The organism is Heyndrickxia sp. FSL K6-6286 (assembly GCF_038630395.1).
GTDB classification, from domain to species: Bacteria; Bacillota; Bacilli; order Bacillales; family Bacillaceae_C; genus Heyndrickxia; species Heyndrickxia oleronia.
In genome coordinates this window covers 58,921-82,693 of sequence record NZ_CP152029.1, presented here as the reverse complement: position 1 = coordinate 82,693, position 23,773 = coordinate 58,921, and the positions used below count along the sequence as shown (strand labels likewise).

Genomic DNA, 23,773 nt, shown 5'->3' with positions numbered 1-23,773 from the left:
AAATTCCGAGTATTTTTATTGGTTTAATTATTTAAAATTTAACATTTTATCGATAAAAAGTCAAAGATAAAGTAGTTTTATCATAACCAAAAAGACATAAGTCATTATAACCTATGTCTTTTATCCCTTGTTTATTGCTATATTTTCATTAAATAATATGGCTATTTTGTATAGTTCGCATATAACGCAATCTTATATCTTTTCTCAGTAATTTCTTTTCCGATAGATGACGATTAAAGAGTTTTCAATTCCTAGGTGCATAAATTTTAAAATGAGCCCTATTCTTCTACTAATAATTCTTCTAATTCATTTTTGGAAAATACATATTTTTCATTACAAAAATGACATTGTGCTTCAGCTTTTCCATCCTCTTCAATCATATCTTTAATTTCTTCTTTGCCTAAGCTAATGATAGCAGCACCAAAGCGTTCCTTTGAACAATTACACTTAAATTGAACCGGCAACTTCTCTAATATCTTGACATTGTCTTTTCCTAAGATGTTCTCAAGAATTTCTTCAGGACTGAGTCCTTTTTGAATCAGCTTTGAAATAGGTTCCGTTGCTTGTAATCTTTTTTCAATATCATTTATAACATGCTCTTCTGTACCTGGTAGCAATTGAATGATAAATCCACCTGAAGCTAAAATTGAATTATCTGGATTGACCAATACCCCTACCCCAACCGATGAAGGTGTTTGTTCAGAAGCCACAAAGTAATAAGTAAAATCTTCACCTAATTCACCAGAAACAATAGGAACCTGACCAGAGAAATTTTCTCTTAATCCTAAATCTTTTACGACTGTCAATGTCCCTTCGGTTCCCACCGCTCTTCTAACATCTAGCTTTCCTTTTTCATTTAAGTCAAAATGAACCTGAGGATTGGTCACATATCCTCGTACTTCGCCTTTTGCATTACTATCGACTAGAATAGGGCCAATCGGACCATTGCCTTCAATTTTAACTGTTATTTTCTCATCACCTTTAAGCATCGCACCCATCATGACTCCTGCTGACATCGTACGTCCTAAAGCTGCTGATGCAGTAGGCCAAGTATAGTGACGGCGAACAGCTTCTCCTACCGTCTCTGTGCTTTTGACTGCATAAGCGCGAACTTGATTATTATATGCTAATGCTTTTACTAAGTAGTCGCTCATTGTTAACTTCCCTTCAATCATTTTTATTTCTTTTATAAATTAAACGCAAGCCTTTTAATGTTAGAAATGGATCAACTATATCGATTGCCTTTGATTCATTGGCAATTAAACTTGCATGTCCGCCTGTTGCAATTACGGTAGGTACCTTTTTACTGTTTGCTTTCATGCGTGTTACAATACCTTCTACTTGTCCTACATATCCATAAACAATCCCCGCTTGCATTGCAGCAACAGTGTTTTTCCCAATAACCCCTTCTGTTCTTGCAATTTCAATTCTTGGAAGCTTAGCAGCCTTTGAATACAATGCTTCAGCGGAAATACCAATTCCAGGAGCAATGGCACCCCCCATATATTGGCTATGCTCATTGATATAGCAAAAAGTTGTTGCAGTACCGAAATCTACAATAATGAGCGGACTACCATATTCTTGAATCCCCGCTACAGCATTTACAATTCTGTCAGCGCCTACCTCACGTGGATTTTCGTATTTAATATCTAGGCCTGTTTTAATCCCAGGACCAACGACTAATGGTTTAACATGAAAATACTTATTACACATTCTTTCTAATGTATACATAATTGGTGGAACAACAGTTGAAATTATGATTCCATTAATATCTTTGAATTCAATCCCTACATGTTGAAATAATGCACCTATGACCATTGCATACTCATCTTCTGATTTGTGTCGATTCGTTTCCACTCGCCAATGGAACTTCAGTTGATCTTGATCATATACACCCAATACAATATTTGTGTTTCCTACGTCTAAAACAAATAACATAAGCTCACCACTTTACCCTAATCTAAATTGCATGCCAACATCATACCATAATTTATATTGATATAAATAATCATATGAAACATAAACGTATAACTTTTTCATCCAAATGAAATCTAAAAAGTCTCTGCTCCTACTCCTAAAGAGAGGAAAATAAAAAGGGAGATTTGCTAATGTAAAAGGAAGCACTTCTCTGTGTAGAGGTTATTTGCCCTCTTAGAGTTAGAAGTCTATTCAGAAAGAACTGAATCAACTACCGCCTTATCCTTATCATAAAATGCAGTTTTCATGAACTTTGTTCCTAAACGCCATAATGCCTGCTTTAACACCCGAGGATTTACTCGCCTTAATTCTGTTATTTAAAAACCATTTAAAGAAAAGAGCCTAAAAAAGGACATCGCTATTACATAATAGCGATGTCCTTTATAAAAATATTTATTCATTAGGCTTTTCATTATCATCCTGTTCAGGAGTCACAGTTGGCCCAAACTTTTCAGGTCGATTATCATCGTCCGATTTCGTTACTTCTTCGTCTTTCTTCTGGATATTCACCTTTAAAGAATCCTTTGATTCATCTTGATCTAACTTAGGCGTTTCCAATGTTGATGCTTTTCGATCCGGTAAAGTTCCATGATCGTAAATATGTTTGATTTGTTCCGCATCTAAAGTTTCAACTTCTAATAATGTGTTAGCAATAATTGTGAACTTTTCACGGTTTTCAAGAATGATTTTTCTCGCTCTTTCATAACACTCTTTAATAATATCTTGAATTTCAGTATCAATTTCATAAGCAATTTTATCAGAGTAGTTTTGCTCATTGTTAAAATCTCTACCTAGGAATACTTGCCCACCTTGTGATTGGCCAAACTGTAAAGGTCCAAGTTTATCACTCATACCATATTCAGTAACCATTTTTCGAGCAATATTTGTCGCACGTTGGAAATCATTGGATGCTCCTGTAGAAACCTCTCCAAAAGTAACTTCCTCTGCTACACGACCACCTAATAAACCAGTAATTTTGTCAAGCAATTCAGGCTTAGTCATTAAATAACGATCTTCCTTCGGTAACATAACCGCATATCCGCCAGCTTGACCACGAGGTACAATCGTTACCTTATGAACCATCTCAGCCTCATCTAAAACAAGTCCGATAATGGTATGACCACTTTCGTGAAAAGCAACAATTTTTCTTTCTTTTTGAGATACAACTCGACTTTTCTTAGACGGTCCGGCAATCACACGGTCCGTTGCTTCATCTACATCAGTCATATCAATTTTTTTCTTATCTTGCCTTGCAGCAACTAGTGCAGCTTCATTTAATAAGTTTTCTAAATCAGCACCAGAAAAGCCTGGTGTTCTTTGTGCAATTGCTTTTAAATCTACAGATCCATCTAGCGGTTTATTTCTTGCATGGACACGTAATACAGCTTCTCGCCCATTAACATCTGGACGATCTACAGTGATTTGGCGGTCGAAACGTCCTGGACGCAATAATGCTGGGTCAAGGATATCAGGTCTATTGGTTGCAGCCACAATAATAATTCCTTCATTTGCTCCGAATCCATCCATCTCAACAAGTAATTGGTTTAATGTTTGTTCACGCTCATCATGACCTCCACCGAGACCAGCTCCACGTTGACGACCGACTGCATCAATTTCATCGATAAAAATGATACAAGGTGCATTCTTTTTCGCATTTTCAAATAGGTCACGAACACGTGAAGCACCGACACCAACAAACATTTCTACAAAGTCAGAACCACTTATGGAGAAGAACGGAACACCCGCTTCACCAGCTACAGCTCTTGCTAATAAAGTTTTACCAGTACCTGGAGGTCCAACAAGTAATACTCCTTTAGGAATCCTTGCACCTAATTCAGAGAATTTACGTGGATCTTTTAGAAATTCTACTACCTCTACAAGTTCTTGTTTTTCTTCATCTGCTCCTGCTACATCACGAAAACGGACTTTTTTCTTATCATCATTGTAAAGCTTTGCCTTACTTTTCCCAAAGTTCATTACACGGCCACCGCCGCCTTGGGCCTGATTCAATAAGAAGAAGAAAAGGATAAAGATAATAACAAAAGGAATAATGGAGGTGAAAAAGGACACCCAACCATTCGTTTCTTTCGCTGGCATATTCTCTACCTTAGCATCTTTTGCCTTCGCAACTTGATCGATACGATCTAAAGCAGTGGGATTGTTTAATACATATGTGACAAACTTAGTTTTATCTTTTAATTCTCCTCTTGCTTCATATACGCCTCTTTCTGGCTGTAATGAGACACTGTTTACTTCCCCTTTTTCTAAGTAAGAAACAAACTGATCATATGATATATTTTCTGTTGACTCATTGTTATTGTTAAAATAACTAACAATCCCAATAAGGACTAGAAAGAGTAATACATAAAAGATGGTATTTCTAAAAATTCTACTCATTCCTTACCTCCTCCCACGATCAAAAAACTATCTTCAATAGTATCATAGAAATTCTTAACTTTACAACAATTTGCATATATGGATAGAATCTTCCTCACCACATAACTTTTATTCATATACCCTTTATTTTAAACTTATTCACTTTTGTTATACACTTCAGGTTTTAAAACGCCAATATATGGGAGATTTCTGTATTTCTCAGCATAATCTAATCCATAACCAACAACAAATGCATCAGGCACATCAAATCCTACATAATCAGCTTGAATGTCTGCTTTTCTTCCAGAAGGTTTGTCTAAAAGAGTGACAATCTTTATCGATTTTGCCTTACGATAACGGAACAACTCAACCAAATAGCTTAATGTAAGACCGCTATCAATGATATCCTCGATAATTAAGATATCTCTTCCTTCTACAGAAGTATCTAAATCCTTTAAAATTTTCACTTCTCCAGAAGATACCATAGATTTACCATAGCTTGAAACATCCATAAAGTCCATTTCTAAGTAAGTATCCATTTGTTTTAATAAATCAGACATAAATAATGTTGCGCCTTTTAGAACTCCAATTGCCAAAGGAAATCGATCCTTATATTCAAGTGACAATTCTTTGCCTAATTCTTTTGTTCTTTGTTGTATTTCTTCTTCGCTAATTAATACCTTTTCAATATCCTGTTTCATTAAAATGTTTGCCTCCTAGGAGAATGTTTGCTTAAAGTATTGTAAGATATAACAAGTTTGCTCAAATGTTGGCAATATATCATAGGTAGATTTCTTTAACTTAGGTATCCATAATACATCGCCCTGTTGGTCAACAACAATTGGCCATTCATCCCTTTTTTCTCTTGGGATTTTTTCATCAATAAATATATCCTTCACTTTTTTGGATCCATTTAGTCCTTTTACCTTCATTCGGTCCCCAGCTTTCTTATTTCTAATTACTAAGGGCAGCTGGATATCCTCCAAATACATACATGTTTGATCCTGTAAAGAAGGATTTTCAGTTACCTTTCCCTTCAGAAACCTAACACAATAGCCATTTGGTAAGTCTACTTCACTGTTTAAGGACAATTTCATTTCATATGTATGGTTTTGGTTCTCCTTTATAAAAGAGAATGTACACTGCTGATACGATCTCCTTACCTTTAAACCTAAGGGAAGATCTAAGCGTCCAGATGGATGATTACTTAATAATAATTTAAGAATATCATCTGTATGTACCGCAGTTACAAAGGAAGGATTTTCATTGTAAAGATAGTTTAATATTAGTTGAATCCCTCTTCTTTGTAAAGGCAAAGGCATTTCAATAAAAGATGGAATTTCTATCACTACTTCATTTTTCATTTTATTCCATAATTTATTCATTTTTTCTAACGTTAATTCCTGCAAAAAAGCTTCATCAGATAATATCTCTTCACTAAATCGCTGAAAATGCTCGTGAACATGGTTATTCTCTTTTTTTAAAAAAGGTAATACATTTAATCGAAACCGATTCCTAGTATAATCCTGTTCAAAATTACTTGAATCAATTCTTATGCTTAAATCATGAATATGGCAGTACTCTTCGATTTCTTTTTTCGTAACACAAAGGAGAGGTCTTATAATTTCTCCGTTTGCGAAAGCTCTCCGTAGCGGAATCCCTGCTCTTCCTTTTCCTGTGCTCCCTCGAGTCAATCTCATTAAAATAGTTTCAATCTGATCATCACCATGGTGTCCAAGTAAAAGCTTATTATGCTGGTATTTTTCCATAATATCCTGAAAAAAATGATACCTGTAGATTCTGGCTGTTTCTTCCATGCCTTTGTTTAGGGCACCCATTTTCTCTTGAATATTAATTCTAATTGCTTCACAAGGAATGTTCCATTGTTTGCATAATTCTTGAACAAATAGAAGATCATTATACGAATCCTTCCCTCGTAGCATATGATCAACATGGGCAGCACGGATGGATATATTATATATATTCCTTTTTTGAACTAGATAGTGCAGTAATGCAACAGAATCAGGTCCACCTGATACACCTATAAGAACTGAATCCCCCTTTGTTATCAACGTATTCGTTTTAATAAAATCATCGACTTTTCTTTCAAACGGTAACATTTATACTCGTTCCTTTTCAGCGAAAGTATGACCTTTCCATTCTATACACTAATTGTACCAATAATCCTCTTTAATTTATCTATTTAATTGTGACATTTTTTCTTTCACTACATTACACTTATAATAGCTGTTCATATATATATATAAAGTATAGAAAAGATACGAGCACAATAATAACAATTGTTTCAAAAACTCGTGATGCTCTCTTCTTCTTACGTGATGTTTGCCTTGTAGGCGTAACCTGTTTATTTACTTTTGCTCTTCTGCTTGATGGAATAGAGTTTCTATTTTTCACCGGCTTCATCGTATCGTTAGACAAAACCTTTAGTAGATCTTTCCTCATGTCTAATGCGGAATAATATTGACCATCTATCGCATCAAATAAAATATTTTCATAGATAGCCATCTCTGGCTTTCTGCGAATCATCCTTTTCAATTGTTCGACACCATCACCCTTTTTAGAAAACCGCGCAGGATAAAATAAGTTTATTATGACCATTGATAGAGCAAATAGATCATAGGAAGGCTCTGCCTTTCTCGTTCCTGCTCCCCAATATCCTCGATCAAAAAACTCCGTAAACTCCTTTATGGCTCTTCCACTTAATGTTGTTCCTCCAACATCAATACAACGAATTTTTGTTGGCGAATGAGTGATAATTAAATTATCTGGTTTAAGATCACCAAATACCCAACCTTCTTCATGTAACCGATGTAGATCCTGTAATAATTGCAACATTAATACACCCGTCCATGAATGTCCCTTTTTTTGAATGAAGTCTAATAAATGCGGTCCCTGGATATATTCCATTACATAAAAGGGAATCTTCATTTTTGGCGTTTCCCAATCGTCAATATCTAACAAAGAAGGCCCGAGGGCAGACCCTTGGACCTTAGCAAATGCTTTCAGAACATTTACTTCTGAAGTGACAGACATAGTGTTATCACTCATCTTTAGTGCTACAAAACGATCATTGCTTTTTGCTAAATAAACAATACCATTGGCACCAGACCCCAATAACCTCACTAAAATATAACTTTTTTTATGCCATTTTCCTGTGACAGTCGTTCCAGCAGGAAAATTAAATTGACTCTTCAAAGTATTGTTCGTCATCATTTGAAAGCAATCCCCTTAAAGAACGTTTTTTCTTAAAATATGTCATAGCTTCTTTAATAGCTGGTCCAGTTGGTGTGATGCCACCTACACTAAGCTTTGAAAAGACACTAGTCAAAGATTCAAGATTTGGAGTCCACTCTAGCAATTTTTCGACATCTTTCCTTTTCCCAGGAAATACAAAGACTGAAAATTGATTATTTCCCATTCGTGCATTTAAACTTAAAGATAGATCCAGCAAGGCTTCCTTAACTGTTGGTAGCTTATGTTTCATACTTGCACTTGTATCGACAAGAACCAACAAATCTAAATCTACTGTTTCACCCAATTCATCCACTACTTCCATTACCTCACCTCTTTGTTCGGGAGGTAATTCCTCCATAGAAGTAGACTTTCCTAAAATTTGTTTTAATTCCTTATTAACTACTCCTTGTAGAGTTTGGGTCATTGCTTTTCTCGTTACCATTTGAACCGTTTGTGATAAGATTTGCGAATAAACAATTTGACTAACACCACCACCTGATAAGGCAATTCCTTCAATTTCACTCATACCCTTTTCATCGATTACATCATTCTCCATTACACCAATGACGTTAACAGTAATCCCTTGTTCATTTGCAAGAGCTGCCATTGCAACCGGATCATCTCCCTGATTCGAGCACCCGTCTGTAATTAATAAGATTTGTTTTAATTTAGCTGTCTTCAAAGGTTTCCCCGGTTTCCCCTCCCTGATTCAATCGATTCCCAATCATTTTCCTATTACCCATCTTCGACGAATTGGAGGGATTTTATACTATAATATGTTTCTCTTTTATGAAATCATTTCCTTTCCTTTTCCCGCCGGAATGGCAGCCCATTTCGGTGTATTATGTTCAAGCTTAGCCACTACAATGGTCATATCATCATCAATCATTCCGGAACGTGTTCGAATAACCTCCTCCATAATTAAATCAGCAATTTCTTGAGGATCTTTTGTCTCAATTTCTCTTATTTTTCTTCTCATCCATAAATCATAGTTTTCCACATGTTTCGGTCCTTCAAAAATACCATCACTCATCATAATCAAAAGATCTCCAGCTTTCATTTGTTCTAATACAACATCTACATCAAATTCTTGAATCATTCCCATCGGCAAGTTACTAGATTCAATTTTAATTACTTTATCTCCTCGTTTAATAAAGCTCGGTGTTGAACCAATCTTTAAAAATCTAACACTAGCATCCTGAAGATCAATCATTGCAAGGTCCAAGGTGGAAAAAATTTCATCTGTTGTTCTTAATGACAATACAGAATTAACCGATTTAATAGCAACCTTTTCTTCAATACCTGACTGCAATATCTTTTGCAGAAGACGAAGAGTTTCATTACTTTCTTGATGAGCACGCTCCCCATTTCCCATTCCATCGCTTATAGCCACTGCATATTTTCTCGTTCCCAAATCAATTGTGGAGTAGCTGTCGCCGGAAACGAATCCCCCTCCTTTAGCTGCATGTGCGACTCCTGTTTCGACAACAAATGCCTGTGCAGAACGGAAAGTGACATAGCAAAATCCATTAGGATAAGATGCACATTCTTCTTTTTGAACGATAATCGTTTCTCCTAAAATATCAGATAGCAATGGAGCGATAATTTTTTCACATTCACCATGTCCATTACAGTAAGGAATGGTCATATCAATATCTACATTCCCCACATTTAAGCTATAAATTTCCACCTGTTCAACGTCAAGACCAAAATCCTGAAGGCTATCTAGGATCATTTCCTCTTGCTTATGATGATTCTCACGTTCACGCTGTATTTCCTTTGCAAAATCACCCATTACCTCTGAGACACCAAGTAATTGCTCTGCAACTAGTTTTCGGCTCTCCTTTACCTGCTTTTTTAACTTTTGATTTGCCTGGTAAAAAGTAAGTTCCTGAAGAATCGCATCCTCTACTTTTTTTGATTTAGAGCAATGCTTATCAAGTTCTCGATGAACCCTCTGAGGTATCACCCCTTCCCCTTTATCTGTTTCATATATAACTTTTTTCATTAAATCATAGGTTTTATTAAAGTTTTTTGCCCAGCATTGCTCCTTTTTAAAACAGTTTTGACATGTCCTTTCAGTGACATTGCTTAAGAAATAATCCAATTCCTGATCCTCATGATCGAATTCCCTCCACTGATCAAATTGTGAGAAGCTCTTGGATAGCGCTTGGAAAACGGATGAAAATTGCTCCACCCTATTCACGGTAATGTCCCTTATTTTTCGGATGTATTGCTGCTGCTCCTGAGTATATTCATTTGTACCAGGTATATGTTTTGCAAGCTTTGATGTTAAGGACTTTGGGGTTAAAAACAATAAAAAAATGGCTATAGATGATTCATAAATATTAACGATCAATGGCGTCTTTACTTCCCCATACATTCCAATAAGTAATGTTGCAATAAGCAAGCCTACTGCTGTACCGATCTTTTTTCCTTCTTTTAGAAGCCCGCCTAATAAGCCAGAAAAGGCAAGTAAGCTCATTTGATAAAAGCTCGAAACATTCGCTAAGCTAAAGATAAGTCCAGTAACTACTCCTACAGTCGAACCTACTGTTGCACCAGCAACAAAAGCTAAGAGAAGTACTAAATATCTAGATAAGATATGCTCTACAGACAAATCATAAATTGTCCAACCAATGGTACCTGTTAATACAGAGGCAAATAAGATAATTAAACTAATGACTTCCTCCGTTTTTAATGTCTTTTTTCTTTTTCTTAGTGATATTAATGGAATACATTGCATAAAGATAAGTGTAAGTATGAAAGTTAGACTAGCTTCGACTGCGGCCATCATTCCATCATATAATGTGATGTTCTGATTACCTGCTATATAGAAGTATCCACATTTCGATAAAAAGGAAACGACAAATACATAAAAAGGAATTACCTTTATTTCATCTTTATGTAGTCTTCCTATCGTTTTATATATGAGTAAGAAGACAATCCCTGATATGAGTGTGTAAAATGCATTTCCCATCGAAATACTTAATGAACCTGCTGCTAAGCCAAACAAAACAATTGGGGACTTTTTTCTTCTCATCATGTAAACAGACGCGAAAAAAGGAAGTGAAAAAGGTGTTAAGTGAGATAAAATCAATGCCCTTCCCAATAAGAAACCTATGAGTAGCAAAACAATACCCTTTTGAAAGAAAATGACTCCTAGCTTGAGTTGAAGTCGACTCACTCCTTTAGAAAACTCCACTTTTGTTTCCTTTAGATTTACATTCCGTCCTGGTTCAATAAAGGTATGTTCCATTTTTGCCATAATTCACACAACTCCCTATCTCATTTAGTTGTTGTCTATTATAAAATGGACAAGCTTAAAACTTTGTCAAAATAGAGAAGCGAATTGAAAGAAAAGTTCGACTTTGTTCTGCGAAATGCCTAAAAACTAAACAAGTTTTTAAATAGATATGTAGTTTAGATTCATTAAAGCTTTTTAAAAACCTCACAAAAATATATTGACATAATTTAAATCGCTCTGTATTATAGAAATTGTGCTTTTAAAGTAACTTGTTTTACGGCGGTGTAGCTCAGCTGGCTAGAGCGTACGGTTCATACCCGTAAGGTCGGGGGTTCGATCCCCTCCGCCGCTATAAAAATTATTAGAGTGGCCCGTTGGTCAAGCGGTTAAGACACCGCCCTTTCACGGCGGTAACACGGGTTCGAATCCCGTACGGGTCATCATACAAAAAAGGGAATCAGCATATATGCTGATTCCCTTTTTTTATGCATCTAATTTCCTAGCAAGAATATTTTTATATATAAAAAAGGTAGGCCTAATCAATAGTCCTACCTTTTCATTACGTTCACCTGCTATATATAAATAGACAGCAAGTTAGCCACGTCTAGCACCACGGCCACCACGTTTTGATTCTGTATTACGTTTTAATGATGACAAACGATCTTCACTATCCTTTAAAAAACGAGCCATTTTTTGTTCAAAGTTTTCTTTCGCACGAAAATTATTATTTGATTTGTTTTGACGTGGACGCTGGGTTTGTGTTTGCTCCTTGGCTTTACGTATTGAAAGTCCAATTTTGCCATCCTTCTCAACATTGATCACTTTTACTTGAACTTCGTCACCGACTTTTAAATGTTCGTTAATATCTTTAACATAATTATCGGCTACTTCACTAATGTGAACAAGTCCTGTTGAGCCTTCTGACAGTTCGACAAACGCTCCAAAATTTGTGATGCCTGTTACCTTTCCTTGTAACTTGCTGCCTACTTCGATTGACATAAAAAATTATTTCCTCCTTAAAAAGATAAAAAATAAACCTTAATCTATATTATAGCCAACGTTAAAAAAGGGTGTCAATAAGACTCATCTTCTTCCTTATCTTTAGGCTTGGGAATATTAAAGATAATTTCTCCATCTTCTGATAGAAAATATTCACTTCTAGCCAGCTTAGCAATGTATTCGTCATCATTTAATTTCACGATCTCATCCTTTAACAATGCATGTTTCTTATCTAATTGAGCGATGGTCTTTTCAAGTTTTTCTTTTTCCATTTTCTTTTCACTAAGAAGGTCATTTCTAGATATGAGTGTAGAAATCAACATATACGAAATGGTTATCATTAGTAAAAAAAAGATAGCTAGTCTTCTAAATAGTAATTTTTTCCTTTTAGCCAACACTTTTTCTTTTACATGGTGCTGTGTCATATATGCATTTTGCATTGGTGCAATATTTCGCTTCGCTTTCTCACCCATTCTCATACCTCCTTTACAAGCACATCTCATTAGTAGAATTATCTCTTAAATATTTTAAGAATGGTTTGTAATCCTGATATAGTTTTATTCGTTGCTTTTTTCACAATACCTGCAATTAAATTATAAGACTTTTCGATTATTTTTTTAATGGATGTCGGAATTGCTCGCCATAAAAGATGGACTATCCAAATTATTGGTTTAAATAAAATCTTTACCATTAATAATAACACCTTAAGAATGGTTTGTACAAGGGCATAAAGGGCTTTTCCCATCCAAAAAACAACGGTTATCAGTAGAATAACTAGCCATTTTATAGGACTATAAACAATTGTCATAAATAAATGACTGATGTAATTGGCAATAGCAACAATAAGATCAATGGAAATTTCCAATAATTTAAGATAAGTGGTCTTCATTAATGCCTGATATGCTGCAAAACCACAGAGTAATGCTACAAAAATATAGAAGCGAATTTCTCCAAAATTAACCAAAAATAAAATGTAAAAGATTAATAAGCCTTGAAGTAACCAAAATAAAACATCATTGATAAATACAATTAACCGTTTTCTAGACCCTCGTTTCAAGAATCGATTATACGTATCAAGGGTGGCACCAAAAAAGCTTCCCATAGAGATCATGGCAAGCATGGTATAAAATTGGGTCGCCAAACTCATCGAAATATTTTGCTAAAGAAGCCTTTAGCTTTCTCCCCATGGTGATCGTCTAAGTATACTAAATCAAATACCTTCCCCTTAATGGATACGATTCCTTTATCGACATCGAGATTTTTCATTTGTAGATTTTGACCACGAATAGATAAGAAGCCCATAACGGTTTCTAATAAAAACTCCTCATTATCAAAGCTTTCAACTTGTTTAACTCCAGTAATGTCTAAAAGTTTTCGGCCCCTCATAATAACATCATGCTCTTGGGACGGTGCTTTATTATTTGATGAACTATCATAATATTGATTCATTTGCTCCCCCACTTTCCTACACAGTTCATAATAAATCCATTGAACAAGCTTTGTAATATGTGTATGACAAGCAGTGTAAAAAAAGAACAATATGAATCATAATTGTGCGGAACATAAACTCAATGAAAGAAGAGGGGATGTTTCGAAGTACTATTTTATTTTAAGCCGACTCAAGTTCCTTTATTTGCATCAAAAGAAGACATTTCCTTATGTTTGCGACATAGATACGTTATTTTGATCTTCCTATTTTTCATTCACAGCTACCCAGTGTCCACCTAATGTTTGTAGCTCTTTTCTCAGTGGAATGAAAGGATTTGCCGGTTTTTATCCTATTTTTGTTAGTGAAACCATTACCTTTGTCACAACATTTGAGAAAAGAGCCTAATATAAAGACTTTTTCGTATAGTTGTTGCTTTGTAAAAAGCCCTACTGCTGACTTTTACACGGGAATAAATGGGTTAGCGTTGTTTTACTGTTTGTAGCTCTTTTCTCAGTAGAATGAAAGAATTTGCTGGTTTTTAGCCTATTTTTGTTATTGAAAGCATTACCATTACTACAATGTTTGAGAAAAGAGCCTAAAAACAGATTCAATGTTCGGAAGGGTCTAAAATCCTCTTAATCATTATTATTCGTATTAAGTCTTTCTTCCTTTAGAATAGAATACATATTTGCAGCATCTTCTTTACGAGTTGATTCTGTAAGATTTAGTACTTTAGCTGTCACTAATTTCTGACCAAAGCGAACCTGCAGTTCATCTCCTACCTTCACATTTGAACTTGCCTTCGCAGTTTGCCCATTAATCGTTATTCTTCCTTGATCAGCTACCTCTTTTGCCAACGTTCTTCTTTTTATTAAACGAGATACTTTTAGAAATTTATCCAACCTCATCGTTGCCATAACTCTCACCTCTTATAATCCTTTTATCTTCGCCTTATTCCAAAATTGATCTAACTCTTCTAATGTGAAGTCCTGAAAAGAACCTCCGCTTTTTACCACCTGATCTTCAATATATGAGAAACGCCTCATAAACTTCTGATTAGCCCTTTCGAGTGCCTCTTCAGGATGGATGGATAAATGCCTCGCCGTATTGATCAATGCAAAAAGTAGATCTCCAAATTCCGAAAGCATATCACCCTTATTTCCATTCTTCATTTCAATTTCAAATTCCTTTATTTCCTCTTTAACTTTTTTCCACGTTTCCTCCGCTTGTTTCCAATCAAACCCATGCTTTCCTGCATATTTCTGCAAATTATATGCACGCATGATTGCGGGCAACCCTTTCCCTGCATGATTCGCTATAGAATCATGCTGATCTACTTCACCATGTTCCTTCGATTTAATTTGATTCCAGTTTTTTACCACATCATCCTCATTAGATACCTGTACATCTCCAAATACATGTGGGTGTCTTCGAATCATTTTTTCCGAAATATTCTCGATTACATCATCAATAGAAAACATTCCTTCGTCCTCACCAATTTGAGAATGCAGCATTACTTGAAGCAATACATCACCAAGCTCCTCAATCATATGATCAATATCATCTTCATCAATTGCTTCTAGTAATTCATAAGATTCCTCAATTAAATACTTCTTTAATGATTGATGAGTTTGCTTTTTATCCCAAGGACATCCATTAGGACCTCGTAATTGGGCAATAATATCCCTTAATACTGTAAATTCCTTTAATTGTTCCTTATCCATTGGTGGGACATACAAGCTCGTTAAATTATTTAACTCTACTTGTCGATCCAACTCATATAATGGGACTTTTTTAATATTTTCTTCATTACTTCCTGCAGCTGTTACAATGACTACCTCATAATCATCGGGGTATTTTTCCATTAAAGTTAATTTCACATCCGAAGCAACATATGCATCATACACTTGTCCAATAATGAGATGCTGAGTTGAACGGAGATCATTTTTATGTAAATCGGTACCATCTAATAATTGAAAACCTTCAATAGGATCTGCTTTTACAGAAGTAAAAAGAGCATCTATAAAGCTTTGCCCCCCACCTATTTTAATAGTAATATTATTTGATGGCCCTTCTTCCAACAATAATTGTACCGTTTTCTCTGCAACTAAAGGATGACCGGGTACTGCATAAACAATTTCTTCATTTTGTGCTTCCGCTATAAGCAGATTCTTAATTTGCTCATAGACTTGTTCAAATTGATCGTTTTGTTCGTATATATCATCAAAGCTAGTATATTTCATTCCTTCTCGTTCTAGCTCCTGTACAACCGGATGCTCCTTGGTCCGTAAAAAGACATGCGCTGCACTTGATAACGTCCTGTATACACCTAAAGGAAGCTGATCAATATCGCCTGCACCTAAGCCTACAATTATTATTTGTCCATTCATCATAATCCTCCATTATTTCTTTTTATGTAAAAGATATTTACCAAAAGGAATTTCCTTCACTTCATCTTCTCTAAATAATTTAAAATACCCTATCAAATAAAGATAACAAAATCCACCCAGACAAACTCCACCTAATGACTCAAAAAGACTCCATATTCGGTTAGTGAGATGGAAGTAATCAAAAACATAAGTCCATAATTGAAGTATAAAAGCCATAACTCCAGCACTAGCTAATAGCCTAATAAAAAAACTCCCTAAATTTAGGTGTATGCCTCCTCTTTTTATTTTATAAATAGACAGCAATAAAATAAAGAACAGCGCAATAATTGTGGAAACACTTGCTCCCATCGTGCCGATCTGAGGAATCAATAGATAGTTTCCAAATACTTTTATGATCATTCCAATAATAATAAACTTAGCAGATGATGATAGATCCCCTAAACCCTGTAATATTCCATTTATGGTCAAAATCATCGAGCTAAAAAAGATAGAAATTGAAAAAACCTTTAGTACATTTGAACCCGCTTGATTTGAAAAAAGCATAGTATTTGTAGGTTCCATAATACTAATTAAGCCTATAGTAGCTCCTAATCCAAAAACTACACTCACTTTTAAGGCTAATTGTATTTTTTCTTCTAAATTCTTTTTCTGGCCTTGTAGAGTGGAAGATAATTCTGGAACCAAGGTTAATGAAAAGGAAGTGGCTACTACTGTCCCTAATTGAATGAATGGTTGGCCACGGTCATAAATTCCTTTTAGTACCTTTGCCTTTTCACTAGGTATGCCTGTTGAAGTAAGCAGCGAATACAGATTAAAGGAATCAATTAGCTGCAATAAAACAAGTAGGGCTCCACTAATACAAACGGCTATGCCTTGGATAATAAATTTTTTTCCGATAAATTTAAATGCCTGCCCAAGTTGCAACGATGCTTCTTCCTTATGACGGAAATAAAAGAATAATAAAATAGCCGCAGCTAATAAACTTCCAACAACCGAACTAATGAAAGCACTCCTTCCTACCTGATAAAGAGTTGCTCCATTACGAACTAACACATATGATAAAAGCAGAATACAGATGACTCGAATGAACTGCTCGACTACTTGAGATACAGCTGTTGGCAACATCTCCCTCTTTCCCTGAAAATAACCCCTAATTGTAGAAATAAGCGGCATAACTAAGAAAGGGACAGCTACTACCTTAATTAAAGGTACTAAGCGACGATCTCCCATCCAGTGAGCAATTATGTGTGAGCCGAAATAAAAAAAAGAAAAAAGAATAATACCGATAAATCCTAAAATGATCAATGCTGCGAAAGCAATACTGTGAGCATCACTTGCATTTACTTTCTTCGCATCAGCCACCATTTTGGATATAATTACGGGGAATCCGTAAGTTGCCAGCGCTATAGCTATTCCGTAAATCGGATACACCTGCTGGTAAATATAAAACCCCGTATCACCGACTATATTTTGAAAGGGTACACGATAGACAGCACTTAATATCTTTATAATGGTTGCTGCAATTGTTAAAATTAACGCACCCCTAAGAAATAACCTCGAGTTATCTGAAGGCAATGTTATTCGACCTCTCCTATAATATCTAAAAAGTAATTAGTTAAAACAAATCTTTTGTATTATAGCATAATCAGTCAAAAATAATGGCAAGACATAAAAAGAAGCGGTAGGATCATCCGCTTCTTTACCTAGATTATATTTTCTTGTAAAGTATTTACCTATTGTTCCATCTGTCTTGCTAAAAATGCGGATGCTGTTTCGGCAGCCTTTTGTTCTACTTCTCCAAGTGTACGGTCCTTTGAAAAAATAATGACAGCGCCAATTGGATCGCCATTCGCTACTATTGGTGAAATAGTATAGGAAGATAGTTCTTCTTCAAATCCATCAATCAGTGATACTTGTCCTTTTTGTGTGACAATCTGAGTGGTACGATCATCCATGACCTTTTCAACAGGCGAACCAATATTCTTATTCAAATAATCCTTTTTCGATACACCCGCTACAGAAATAACAGCATCTCGATCGCATATTAGTATTTGACTTCCCAGACTGTCATATAATGCTTCTGCATACTCTTTTGCAAAGTCACTTAATTCGCTAATTGGAGAATATTTTTTAAGGATTACTTCTCCATCGCGATCCACAAAAATTTCTAATGGATCACCCTCACGGATACGAAGAGTTCTACGGATTTCCTTTGGTATAACGACTCTTCCTAAATCATCAATTCGACGAACTATTCCAGTTGCTTTCATCTTATGTTGCCTCACTTTCATCAGATGATTTTTTGGCAATGAATGATTGCCTTGGTTTTTATTGAATCTTTTCCCTCTGTTGACATTAGTATCTTTCAACAAAAAAGTTCTATACATGTGAGTTCATTTTTGAAAGCCATTTTTATAACGACTGGTTGAAATAACCATTTCAATAATTTAATTTCCCTTCTTTCCATCTAAATAAACATGTTTAATCCTTAGATATTAAGAAAGGGAACATGTTCTAAAAATATTCCTCAGCTTGTGAAGAAGAAAGCTTCTCTACAAACCTATACCGGTATCACATTTTCCAATATTACCCAATAAAAAAAGACTGTCGAGAGAGTAGCTCGACAGCCTCAAGAAGTATGTTTAAATAACATGTTCCTTTGTTTTAAGTGACGAATTCACTTCCTTAATAATTTCATAAGCGACTGAAAGCCACTTCTCTTGATCCAAACCTTTTATATTCAAAGTAATTTTCAACTTATTTCCATCCATACCAAATCCGACAGCACGACCATATTTGTTCAATTGACTGACCACCTTTGGACCATCAACCTGTTGTGTTCCCTGTTCGGACATTAGTATCGTTACTTGCTGTTTTATCTGTTTTATTGATTCTAGCATCGCCTCTTGCGCATACACCTTCATTTCAGCTACTGTAAATAAAAGTCCAACTTGTGACGGGTATTCACCGAAACGATCTATCATTTCCTCTTTTAATTCCTCTACTTCCTCAAGCTGTGTAATACCTCTAAATCTTTTGTACATTTCAATTTTTTGATGCCCATCAGATATATACGTATCAGGAATATATGCATCAATTTCTAACTCAACCTCAAAAGCTGGTACAGTTGGTTGCCCTTGTCCCTTTCTTTCCTCAATTGCTTCTTTAAGCATTTGCGAATACAGATCGAATCCAACAGAATCAATAAATCCATGTTGCTGAGCACCTAATATATTTCCCGCTCCACGAATGGATAAATCCCGCATCGCAATTTTAAATCCAGAACCTAACTCGGTGAACTCCTTAATAGCTTGAAGGCGTTTTTCAGATACCTCCGTAAGTACCTTATCCTTTCGATAGGTGAAATACGCGTAAGCAACACGATTAGATCTTCCTACACGACCACGCAATTGATACAGCTGGGATAGACCCATTCGATCAGCATCAAAAACGATCAATGTGTTTACATTCGGAATATCTACTCCTGTTTCAATAATAGTAGTTGTCACAAGGACATCATATTCCCCTTCTAGAAAACTTAAAATTACCGATTCCAGCTCGCTTTCAGTCATTTGTCCGTGTGCATAGGTTACCCTGGCATCTGGCACAAGGGCTGAAATCTCTTCTGCTTTCCTTTCAATATCCTCTACCCTGTTATATAAAAAATAGACCTGTCCGTTCCTAGATAATTCACGCTCTATTGCCTCACGGACTAAATGACCATTGTACTCCATAACATAGGTTTGAACAGGAAAACGATTTTCCGGAGGTGTTTCAATGACCGATAAATCTCGAACACCTAGCATAGACATATGCAGTGTCCTAGGTATTGGTGTCGCGGTCAATGTTAACACATCAACATTTGTCTTTAATTGCTTAATCTTCTCTTTATGAGTTACACCAAACCGCTGTTCCTCGTCTATAATAAGCAGCCCTAAATCATGATATTGAACGTCCTTTGATAATAAGCGATGCGTTCCAACAACAATGTCTACCGTCCCACTTTTTAACCCTTTTAAAGTCTCTGTTTGTTGTTTTTTTGTCCGAAAGCGACTGAGTAGTCCAATATTAATTGGATAGTCCTGAAAGCGCTCTTTAATAGTTTCAAAATGCTGTTGCGCTAAAATAGTTGTAGGTACTAAAAAGGCCACTTGCTTTTCATCCATTATCGCCTTAAATGCTGCACGAATTGCTACTTCTGTTTTTCCATAGCCAACATCTCCACATAGTAATCGATCCATTGGTCTAATTCTTTCCATGTCCCGTTTAATCTCCTGTACAGAGCGCAGCTGATCCTCTGTCGGCTGGTATGGGAATGTCGCTTCAAATTCTCTTTGAAGGTCACCATCCGGTGAAAAGGCAATTCCCTTTGCCGCTTCCCTTTCCGCATACAGTTTAATTAAATCATCTGCAATATCTTGAACAGAGGATTGTACTTTCTTCTTAACCCGCTTCCAATCACTTCCGCCTAATTTATAAATTTTAGGCTCTTTTCCCTCTGAACCAACATATTTTTGAACAAGTTCAATTTGCTCAACCGGAACATATAGCTTGTCGCTTCCTTGATATCTCAGGTGGAGATAGTCTTTATGAACCCCATTAATAATTAATGTTTCGATTCCTAAATACTTCCCTATTCCATGATTTACATGAACAACGTAATCTCCAACTTTAAGCTCCGAATAGCTTTTTATCTTTTCAGCATTTGATAATTTTTGACGTCTAGCTGTTTTTTTCGTGCTTTTATTAAATAGTTCTTCCTCTGTAATAACAGCTAATTTTATCATAGATAGCTCAAAACCCGTATTTAACCCACCTTCAATAATCTGAATTGTAGAAGGTAAGATTTTTCCTTGATCTTCAACTACTGCTGCCTCAATATCATAGTCTTCTAAGACACTATGAAGTTTTTTGACACGATTCTTATCACTACCGAGAAAAACAACAGTAAAACGTCCCTTTTTCCACCGATCAATTTCTGCCTTTAAGACATGCATTTGTCCATGGAAATTTTGCATTGGTCGACAAGTGATATTTAAAATATTTTGTGGACTCGTATTAGGGATATGTCTCAAAAATAAGGAAAAATAAATTTTTGATAAATTCGTTTGAGCTAATAATTTTGTTAAACTATGTGATACCTCAATTTCATGAACAATTTGCCCTTCCTCTAATAAAGAGGTAAACCATTCCGCTTCCTCATTAACTAATTGATCATTTATTTCCTGGATACGGCTAAATTCATCAAGAATTAATATTCCCTTACCAGAAACATAGTCTAGCAAACTGGTAGACGCTTCATAGGCTAAAGATAAGTATTTAAAAAATTGTTCTGGTTTTTGACCATTTCGAAGTAATTCCAAATCATAGCCTATATTTTGAACTAATCGTTCCTTAGAAGCCTCACTTTTCACTTTTTTTAATGTTTTAGATAAACCTTTTTCAAGTTTATCTGCAATCATTGGTAGTTGAGCAGGGTCTACAGGGGACTCTGTTGCCGGACCGATCATTACTTTATCTAGCTTTTTCACTGATTTTTGGTTTTCAATTGAAAAAGTCCGAATGGAGTCAATCTCGGTATCAAAAAGCTCAATACGGATTGGATTAGCCTCTGTTAAAGGATAAATATCCAAAATTCCACCACGCAAACTAAACTCTCCAGGAGCACTCACCATCTCATTTCGACTGTACCCCATAGTATTTAAGTTTACTAATATATTTTCTAAATCTATTTCATTACCTACTTGAAAAGAAATTTGATAGCCTTTCCAAATATTTGGTGTAGGAAGGATCCTACGTAAGCCAGCCATTGGAACAATCAAGACACCTTTTGCTTTAGAAGTCAAAAAGTTTAGCGCTTCAATTCTTTGACCTTTCAACTCTGGACTAGCAATTCCAATTTCAGCGGCAATCAACTCGTTTGCCGGATATATATATAGCGATTTATCGGAGATAAATTGTTGTAAATCATCATATAATTTTTGTGCTTGATGAAGATTATAGGTCACAATAATAATGGATTGATGGACTTTTTGATAAATAGAAGCGATAAATAGCGCCCTAGAGGATCCTGATAATCCCGCTACAAGCTGTTCCTTTAATCCTGCCTCAATTCCCGTGATAACAGACCCTATCTCATCTTGCTGTAAAATAATTTGCTGTAAATCCTTCAAGCTTTCAGTTCCTCCCCTCAAAATATCTCCATTAAATAAATTCATAATCATGTATATTAAAAAGACCAAACAGAAAAATGCTTTGGATCTTTCTCCAAAGCGGTTAATGAATCAAATAATCATATTCATGCAAGTTTGGATTTCTATCTAATGCTTCTTGACAGTCTTCACAAATAGAATGAATATGAATATCTCCATTTGATTCATAGGAAACCATTTCCTGTCTTTCTTCATTTGTCAATGTGTGAAGTCCAATTTGATCTGAATAAATCGATGATCGTTCAATACTTCCAATATTTGTACCACAATGACGGCAAAAATAGTTAATCGCCATATTGAGGCCTCCTTATAAACAATGCTTTTTATTAGTATTAACCTGTTTAATAGGAGTTATTCATCATTGATATTGAATTAAATGTCCTTCGTGAAGTCCTCTCTTTCTTTGCTATAAAGATCTTATTGAGATACAAAAATCATCTTAGAAAAGGCTTTTAATTATAAAGATTCATTACCTCAAGAAATGGTTTTTTCAACCATTCCTCACAAGCATCAGCACTTTTTCTGATCATCATTTGCATCTCTTCCCATTCTTCCTTATTAAATTTCCCTAAAACATAATCCGGGACAGATATTCCTTGATCAGGTCTGTCAATTCCTATTCGAATACGGTTAAAGTTCTGTGTTCCTAAATGAGCAATAGTGGACTTTATTCCATTATGTCCCCCTGCACTTCCCTTTTGTCGTAAACGAATTTTCCCAACTGGCAAATCTAAATCATCAAAGATCACTACCAGATCATCCACTGAAATATCATAATAATCCATAATTGGACGAATACTTTCACCGGATAGATTCATATAGGTAAGCGGCTTTAATAAAATGAACTTATCCCCAAGATTGTTAATTACTGTATATAAACCTTTAAATTTTGTTTGATTCAAAGAAGTTTGATAACGTTTAGCCAGTTCATCAATAACCTCAAAGCCAATATTATGTCTAGTTCGATCAAATTGAGAACCTGGATTTCCTAAGCCAACAATTAATTTCATTAATTACACCTCAATTTTACTATACCACATAAATAGGTAACACCTGTATGTTAAATAAGTAACATTACACTTACAATTTCATTCCCTATACTATTATACGATGTTTGTATAAAGGAAAGTGTCTAAAGTTTAAAAAGACGCAACCCCTTGGTTACGTCTCCATGATTTATTCGCCTTCTGGACTTGTTTCTCTTCCTTCTACATTATCAGGCATTCCAGGTTCTTGTTCTTCTCCGGTACTAATTTCCTCCTCTTGTCGAGGAGCCAATATAGAAGCGATGGTTAGTTCATCCTCTTGCATAATTTGATAAGAGAATTTATTCCTTATCTCTGAAACGGTTAATGTATCACCAACTTGGAGAGAGGAAACATCGACTTGTATAACATCTGGAATATCATTAGGTTTTGCAGACACCGTTAATTCATGTACTGCTTGTTGTAAAACACCACCATCTTTTACTCCTAGACTATCTCCTACTAATTCAACCTTCACATCTGCTTCCATTTCAGCTGATAGGTCCACAGCTTTAAAATCAATATGAAGAAGTTCCTTTTTAAGGCTATCTTCCTGAAATTCACTTAAAACAACATTTTGTTTGTCTCCATCCACATTAAGAGAGATAACACCGTTTCTACCCACTTCTTTTATTACCTTTAAAAAGTCAATTCCACTTACAAAAATAGATTTATTTTCCGTCTTATATCCATAGATCACTCCAGGTATGTTACCTAAATCTCTAAGTTTTTTTAGTTCAGAATGTTGTTTTGTCTCACGTTTTTTGGCATTTAGAGTTGTTGCCATATCCCATTACCTCCTTAGATATATGTAAAGAGTCTCTAATTTATCATTCCCCAAATCGAAGGAGATCTAAACATTA

At 35.4% G+C, this 23,773-nt stretch carries 20 protein-coding genes and 2 tRNA genes; 2 read left to right on the top strand and 20 right to left on the bottom strand.

Annotated elements, in window-relative coordinates; genetic code table 11:
• Positions 1-278: 278 nt before the first annotated feature.
• From hslO to spoIIE, 8 genes are all read right to left on the bottom strand, one after another.
• A complete protein-coding gene (gene hslO / locus MHI39_RS00410; RefSeq protein WP_212946511.1) occupies positions 279-1,154 on the bottom strand; it encodes an Hsp33 family molecular chaperone HslO in 876 nt (291 codons plus the stop codon).
• A gap of 13 nt (positions 1,155-1,167) precedes the next feature.
• A complete protein-coding gene (locus MHI39_RS00405; RefSeq protein ID WP_058006073.1) occupies positions 1,168-1,938 on the bottom strand; it encodes a type III pantothenate kinase in 771 nt (256 codons plus the stop codon).
• A 432-nt stretch (positions 1,939-2,370) separates the two neighbouring features.
• Complete coding sequence (gene ftsH, locus MHI39_RS00400; protein ID WP_058006074.1) at positions 2,371-4,374, bottom strand: ATP-dependent zinc metalloprotease FtsH; 2,004 nt, start codon at positions 4,372-4,374, stop codon at positions 2,371-2,373.
• Between the two features lie 134 nt (positions 4,375-4,508).
• Complete coding sequence (hpt, locus tag MHI39_RS00395; RefSeq protein ID WP_058006075.1) at positions 4,509-5,054, bottom strand: hypoxanthine phosphoribosyltransferase; 546 nt, start codon at positions 5,052-5,054, stop codon at positions 4,509-4,511.
• Between the two features lie 15 nt (positions 5,055-5,069).
• Positions 5,070-6,473 (bottom strand): tRNA lysidine(34) synthetase TilS, encoded by a 1,404-nt coding sequence (tilS, locus tag MHI39_RS00390; protein ID WP_342540497.1) that lies wholly within the window; start codon positions 6,471-6,473, stop codon positions 5,070-5,072.
• A 118-nt stretch (positions 6,474-6,591) separates the two neighbouring features.
• A complete protein-coding gene (locus MHI39_RS00385; protein ID WP_342541404.1) occupies positions 6,592-7,584 on the bottom strand; it encodes a protein kinase family protein in 993 nt (330 codons plus the stop codon).
• Positions 7,553-8,290 carry a VWA domain-containing protein gene (locus MHI39_RS00380; protein ID WP_058006077.1) on the bottom strand — a complete coding sequence of 246 codons (738 nt, stop codon included), beginning with the start codon at positions 8,288-8,290 and terminating at the stop codon, positions 7,553-7,555. The genes MHI39_RS00385 and MHI39_RS00380 overlap by 32 nt, the downstream gene beginning before the upstream one ends.
• 105 nt (positions 8,291-8,395) lie before the next feature.
• Complete coding sequence (gene spoIIE / locus MHI39_RS00375; protein ID WP_342540496.1) at positions 8,396-10,876, bottom strand: stage II sporulation protein E; 2,481 nt, start codon at positions 10,874-10,876, stop codon at positions 8,396-8,398.
• A 257-nt stretch (positions 10,877-11,133) separates the two neighbouring features.
• Between spoIIE and MHI39_RS00370 the strand changes: the two genes are divergently transcribed.
• Positions 11,134-11,207 (top strand) — tRNA-Met (locus MHI39_RS00370).
• 16 nt (positions 11,208-11,223) lie between these two features.
• Positions 11,224-11,295 (top strand) — tRNA-Glu (locus tag MHI39_RS00365).
• A gap of 154 nt (positions 11,296-11,449) precedes the next feature.
• Here the strand turns inward: MHI39_RS00365 and MHI39_RS00360 are convergent.
• The 12 genes from MHI39_RS00360 to MHI39_RS00305 all read right to left on the bottom strand — a co-directional run bounded on the left by MHI39_RS00360 (position 11,450) and on the right by MHI39_RS00305 (position 23,697).
• Positions 11,450-11,854: a S1 domain-containing RNA-binding protein gene (locus MHI39_RS00360; protein ID WP_058006079.1), complete on the bottom strand. Its 405-nt coding sequence runs from the start codon at positions 11,852-11,854 to the stop codon at positions 11,450-11,452.
• Between the two features lie 74 nt (positions 11,855-11,928).
• The gene (locus MHI39_RS00355) at positions 11,929-12,327 is read right to left on the bottom strand and encodes a septum formation initiator family protein (protein ID WP_071977239.1); all 399 of its coding nucleotides are present in this window, start codon (positions 12,325-12,327) and stop codon (positions 11,929-11,931) included.
• A 38-nt stretch (positions 12,328-12,365) separates the two neighbouring features.
• A complete protein-coding gene (gene yabQ / locus MHI39_RS00350) occupies positions 12,366-13,001 on the bottom strand; it encodes a spore cortex biosynthesis protein YabQ (RefSeq protein ID WP_180213853.1) in 636 nt (211 codons plus the stop codon).
• Positions 12,998-13,303: a sporulation protein YabP gene (yabP, locus tag MHI39_RS00345; protein ID WP_058006082.1), complete on the bottom strand. Its 306-nt coding sequence runs from the start codon at positions 13,301-13,303 to the stop codon at positions 12,998-13,000. The genes yabQ and yabP overlap by 4 nt, the downstream gene beginning before the upstream one ends.
• Positions 13,304-13,918: 615 nt before the next feature.
• Entirely contained in the window at positions 13,919-14,191 is a 273-nt protein-coding gene (locus MHI39_RS00340) for an RNA-binding S4 domain-containing protein (protein WP_058006114.1), read from the bottom strand.
• A gap of 21 nt (positions 14,192-14,212) precedes the next feature.
• Entirely contained in the window at positions 14,213-15,673 is a 1,461-nt protein-coding gene (gene mazG, locus MHI39_RS00335) for a nucleoside triphosphate pyrophosphohydrolase (RefSeq protein WP_278892195.1), read from the bottom strand.
• 12 nt (positions 15,674-15,685) lie between these two features.
• Entirely contained in the window at positions 15,686-17,248 is a 1,563-nt protein-coding gene (locus tag MHI39_RS00330) for a polysaccharide biosynthesis protein (RefSeq protein WP_071977241.1), read from the bottom strand.
• A gap of 158 nt (positions 17,249-17,406) precedes the next feature.
• A complete protein-coding gene (spoVT, locus tag MHI39_RS00325; protein ID WP_058006086.1) occupies positions 17,407-17,943 on the bottom strand; it encodes a stage V sporulation protein T in 537 nt (178 codons plus the stop codon).
• 372 nt (positions 17,944-18,315) lie between these two features.
• Positions 18,316-21,846 carry a transcription-repair coupling factor gene (mfd, locus tag MHI39_RS00320; protein WP_139254952.1) on the bottom strand — a complete coding sequence of 1,177 codons (3,531 nt, stop codon included), beginning with the start codon at positions 21,844-21,846 and terminating at the stop codon, positions 18,316-18,318.
• A gap of 103 nt (positions 21,847-21,949) precedes the next feature.
• Positions 21,950-22,180 (bottom strand): anti-sigma-F factor Fin family protein, encoded by a 231-nt coding sequence (locus MHI39_RS00315; RefSeq protein WP_058006087.1) that lies wholly within the window; start codon positions 22,178-22,180, stop codon positions 21,950-21,952.
• Positions 22,181-22,337: 157 nt separating this feature from the next.
• Positions 22,338-22,895 carry an aminoacyl-tRNA hydrolase gene (gene pth, locus MHI39_RS00310; RefSeq protein WP_058006088.1) on the bottom strand — a complete coding sequence of 186 codons (558 nt, stop codon included), beginning with the start codon at positions 22,893-22,895 and terminating at the stop codon, positions 22,338-22,340.
• A gap of 166 nt (positions 22,896-23,061) precedes the next feature.
• Positions 23,062-23,697: a 50S ribosomal protein L25/general stress protein Ctc gene (locus tag MHI39_RS00305; RefSeq protein ID WP_058006089.1), complete on the bottom strand. Its 636-nt coding sequence runs from the start codon at positions 23,695-23,697 to the stop codon at positions 23,062-23,064.
• Positions 23,698-23,773: the final 76 nt, after the last annotated feature.

Coding starts and splice junctions, on each gene's coding strand:
- hslO (WP_212946511.1), bottom strand. CDS start 1,154: ATGAGCGACTACTTAGTAAAAGCATTAGCATATAATAATCAAGTTCGC.
- MHI39_RS00405 (WP_058006073.1), bottom strand. CDS start 1,938: ATGTTATTTGTTTTAGACGTAGGAAACACAAATATTGTATTGGGTGTA.
- ftsH (WP_058006074.1), bottom strand. CDS start 4,374: ATGAGTAGAATTTTTAGAAATACCATCTTTTATGTATTACTCTTTCTA.
- hpt (WP_058006075.1), bottom strand. CDS start 5,054: ATGAAACAGGATATTGAAAAGGTATTAATTAGCGAAGAAGAAATACAA.
- tilS (WP_342540497.1), bottom strand. CDS start 6,473: ATGTTACCGTTTGAAAGAAAAGTCGATGATTTTATTAAAACGAATACG.
- MHI39_RS00385 (WP_342541404.1), bottom strand. CDS start 7,584: ATGACGAACAATACTTTGAAGAGTCAATTTAATTTTCCTGCTGGAACG.
- spoIIE (WP_342540496.1), bottom strand. CDS start 10,876: ATGGCAAAAATGGAACATACCTTTATTGAACCAGGACGGAATGTAAAT.
- MHI39_RS00360 (WP_058006079.1), bottom strand. CDS start 11,854: ATGTCAATCGAAGTAGGCAGCAAGTTACAAGGAAAGGTAACAGGCATC.
- MHI39_RS00355 (WP_071977239.1), bottom strand. CDS start 12,327: ATGGGTGAGAAAGCGAAGCGAAATATTGCACCAATGCAAAATGCATAT.
- yabQ (WP_180213853.1), bottom strand. CDS start 13,001: ATGAGTTTGGCGACCCAATTTTATACCATGCTTGCCATGATCTCTATG.
- yabP (WP_058006082.1), bottom strand. CDS start 13,303: ATGAATCAATATTATGATAGTTCATCAAATAATAAAGCACCGTCCCAA.
- MHI39_RS00340 (WP_058006114.1), bottom strand. CDS start 14,191: ATGAGGTTGGATAAATTTCTAAAAGTATCTCGTTTAATAAAAAGAAGA.
- mazG (WP_278892195.1), bottom strand. CDS start 15,673: ATGAATGGACAAATAATAATTGTAGGCTTAGGTGCAGGCGATATTGAT.
- spoVT (WP_058006086.1), bottom strand. CDS start 17,943: ATGAAAGCAACTGGAATAGTTCGTCGAATTGATGATTTAGGAAGAGTC.
- MHI39_RS00315 (WP_058006087.1), bottom strand. CDS start 22,180: ATGGCGATTAACTATTTTTGCCGTCATTGTGGTACAAATATTGGAAGT.
- pth (WP_058006088.1), bottom strand. CDS start 22,895: ATGAAATTAATTGTTGGCTTAGGAAATCCAGGTTCTCAATTTGATCGA.
- MHI39_RS00305 (WP_058006089.1), bottom strand. CDS start 23,697: ATGGCAACAACTCTAAATGCCAAAAAACGTGAGACAAAACAACATTCT.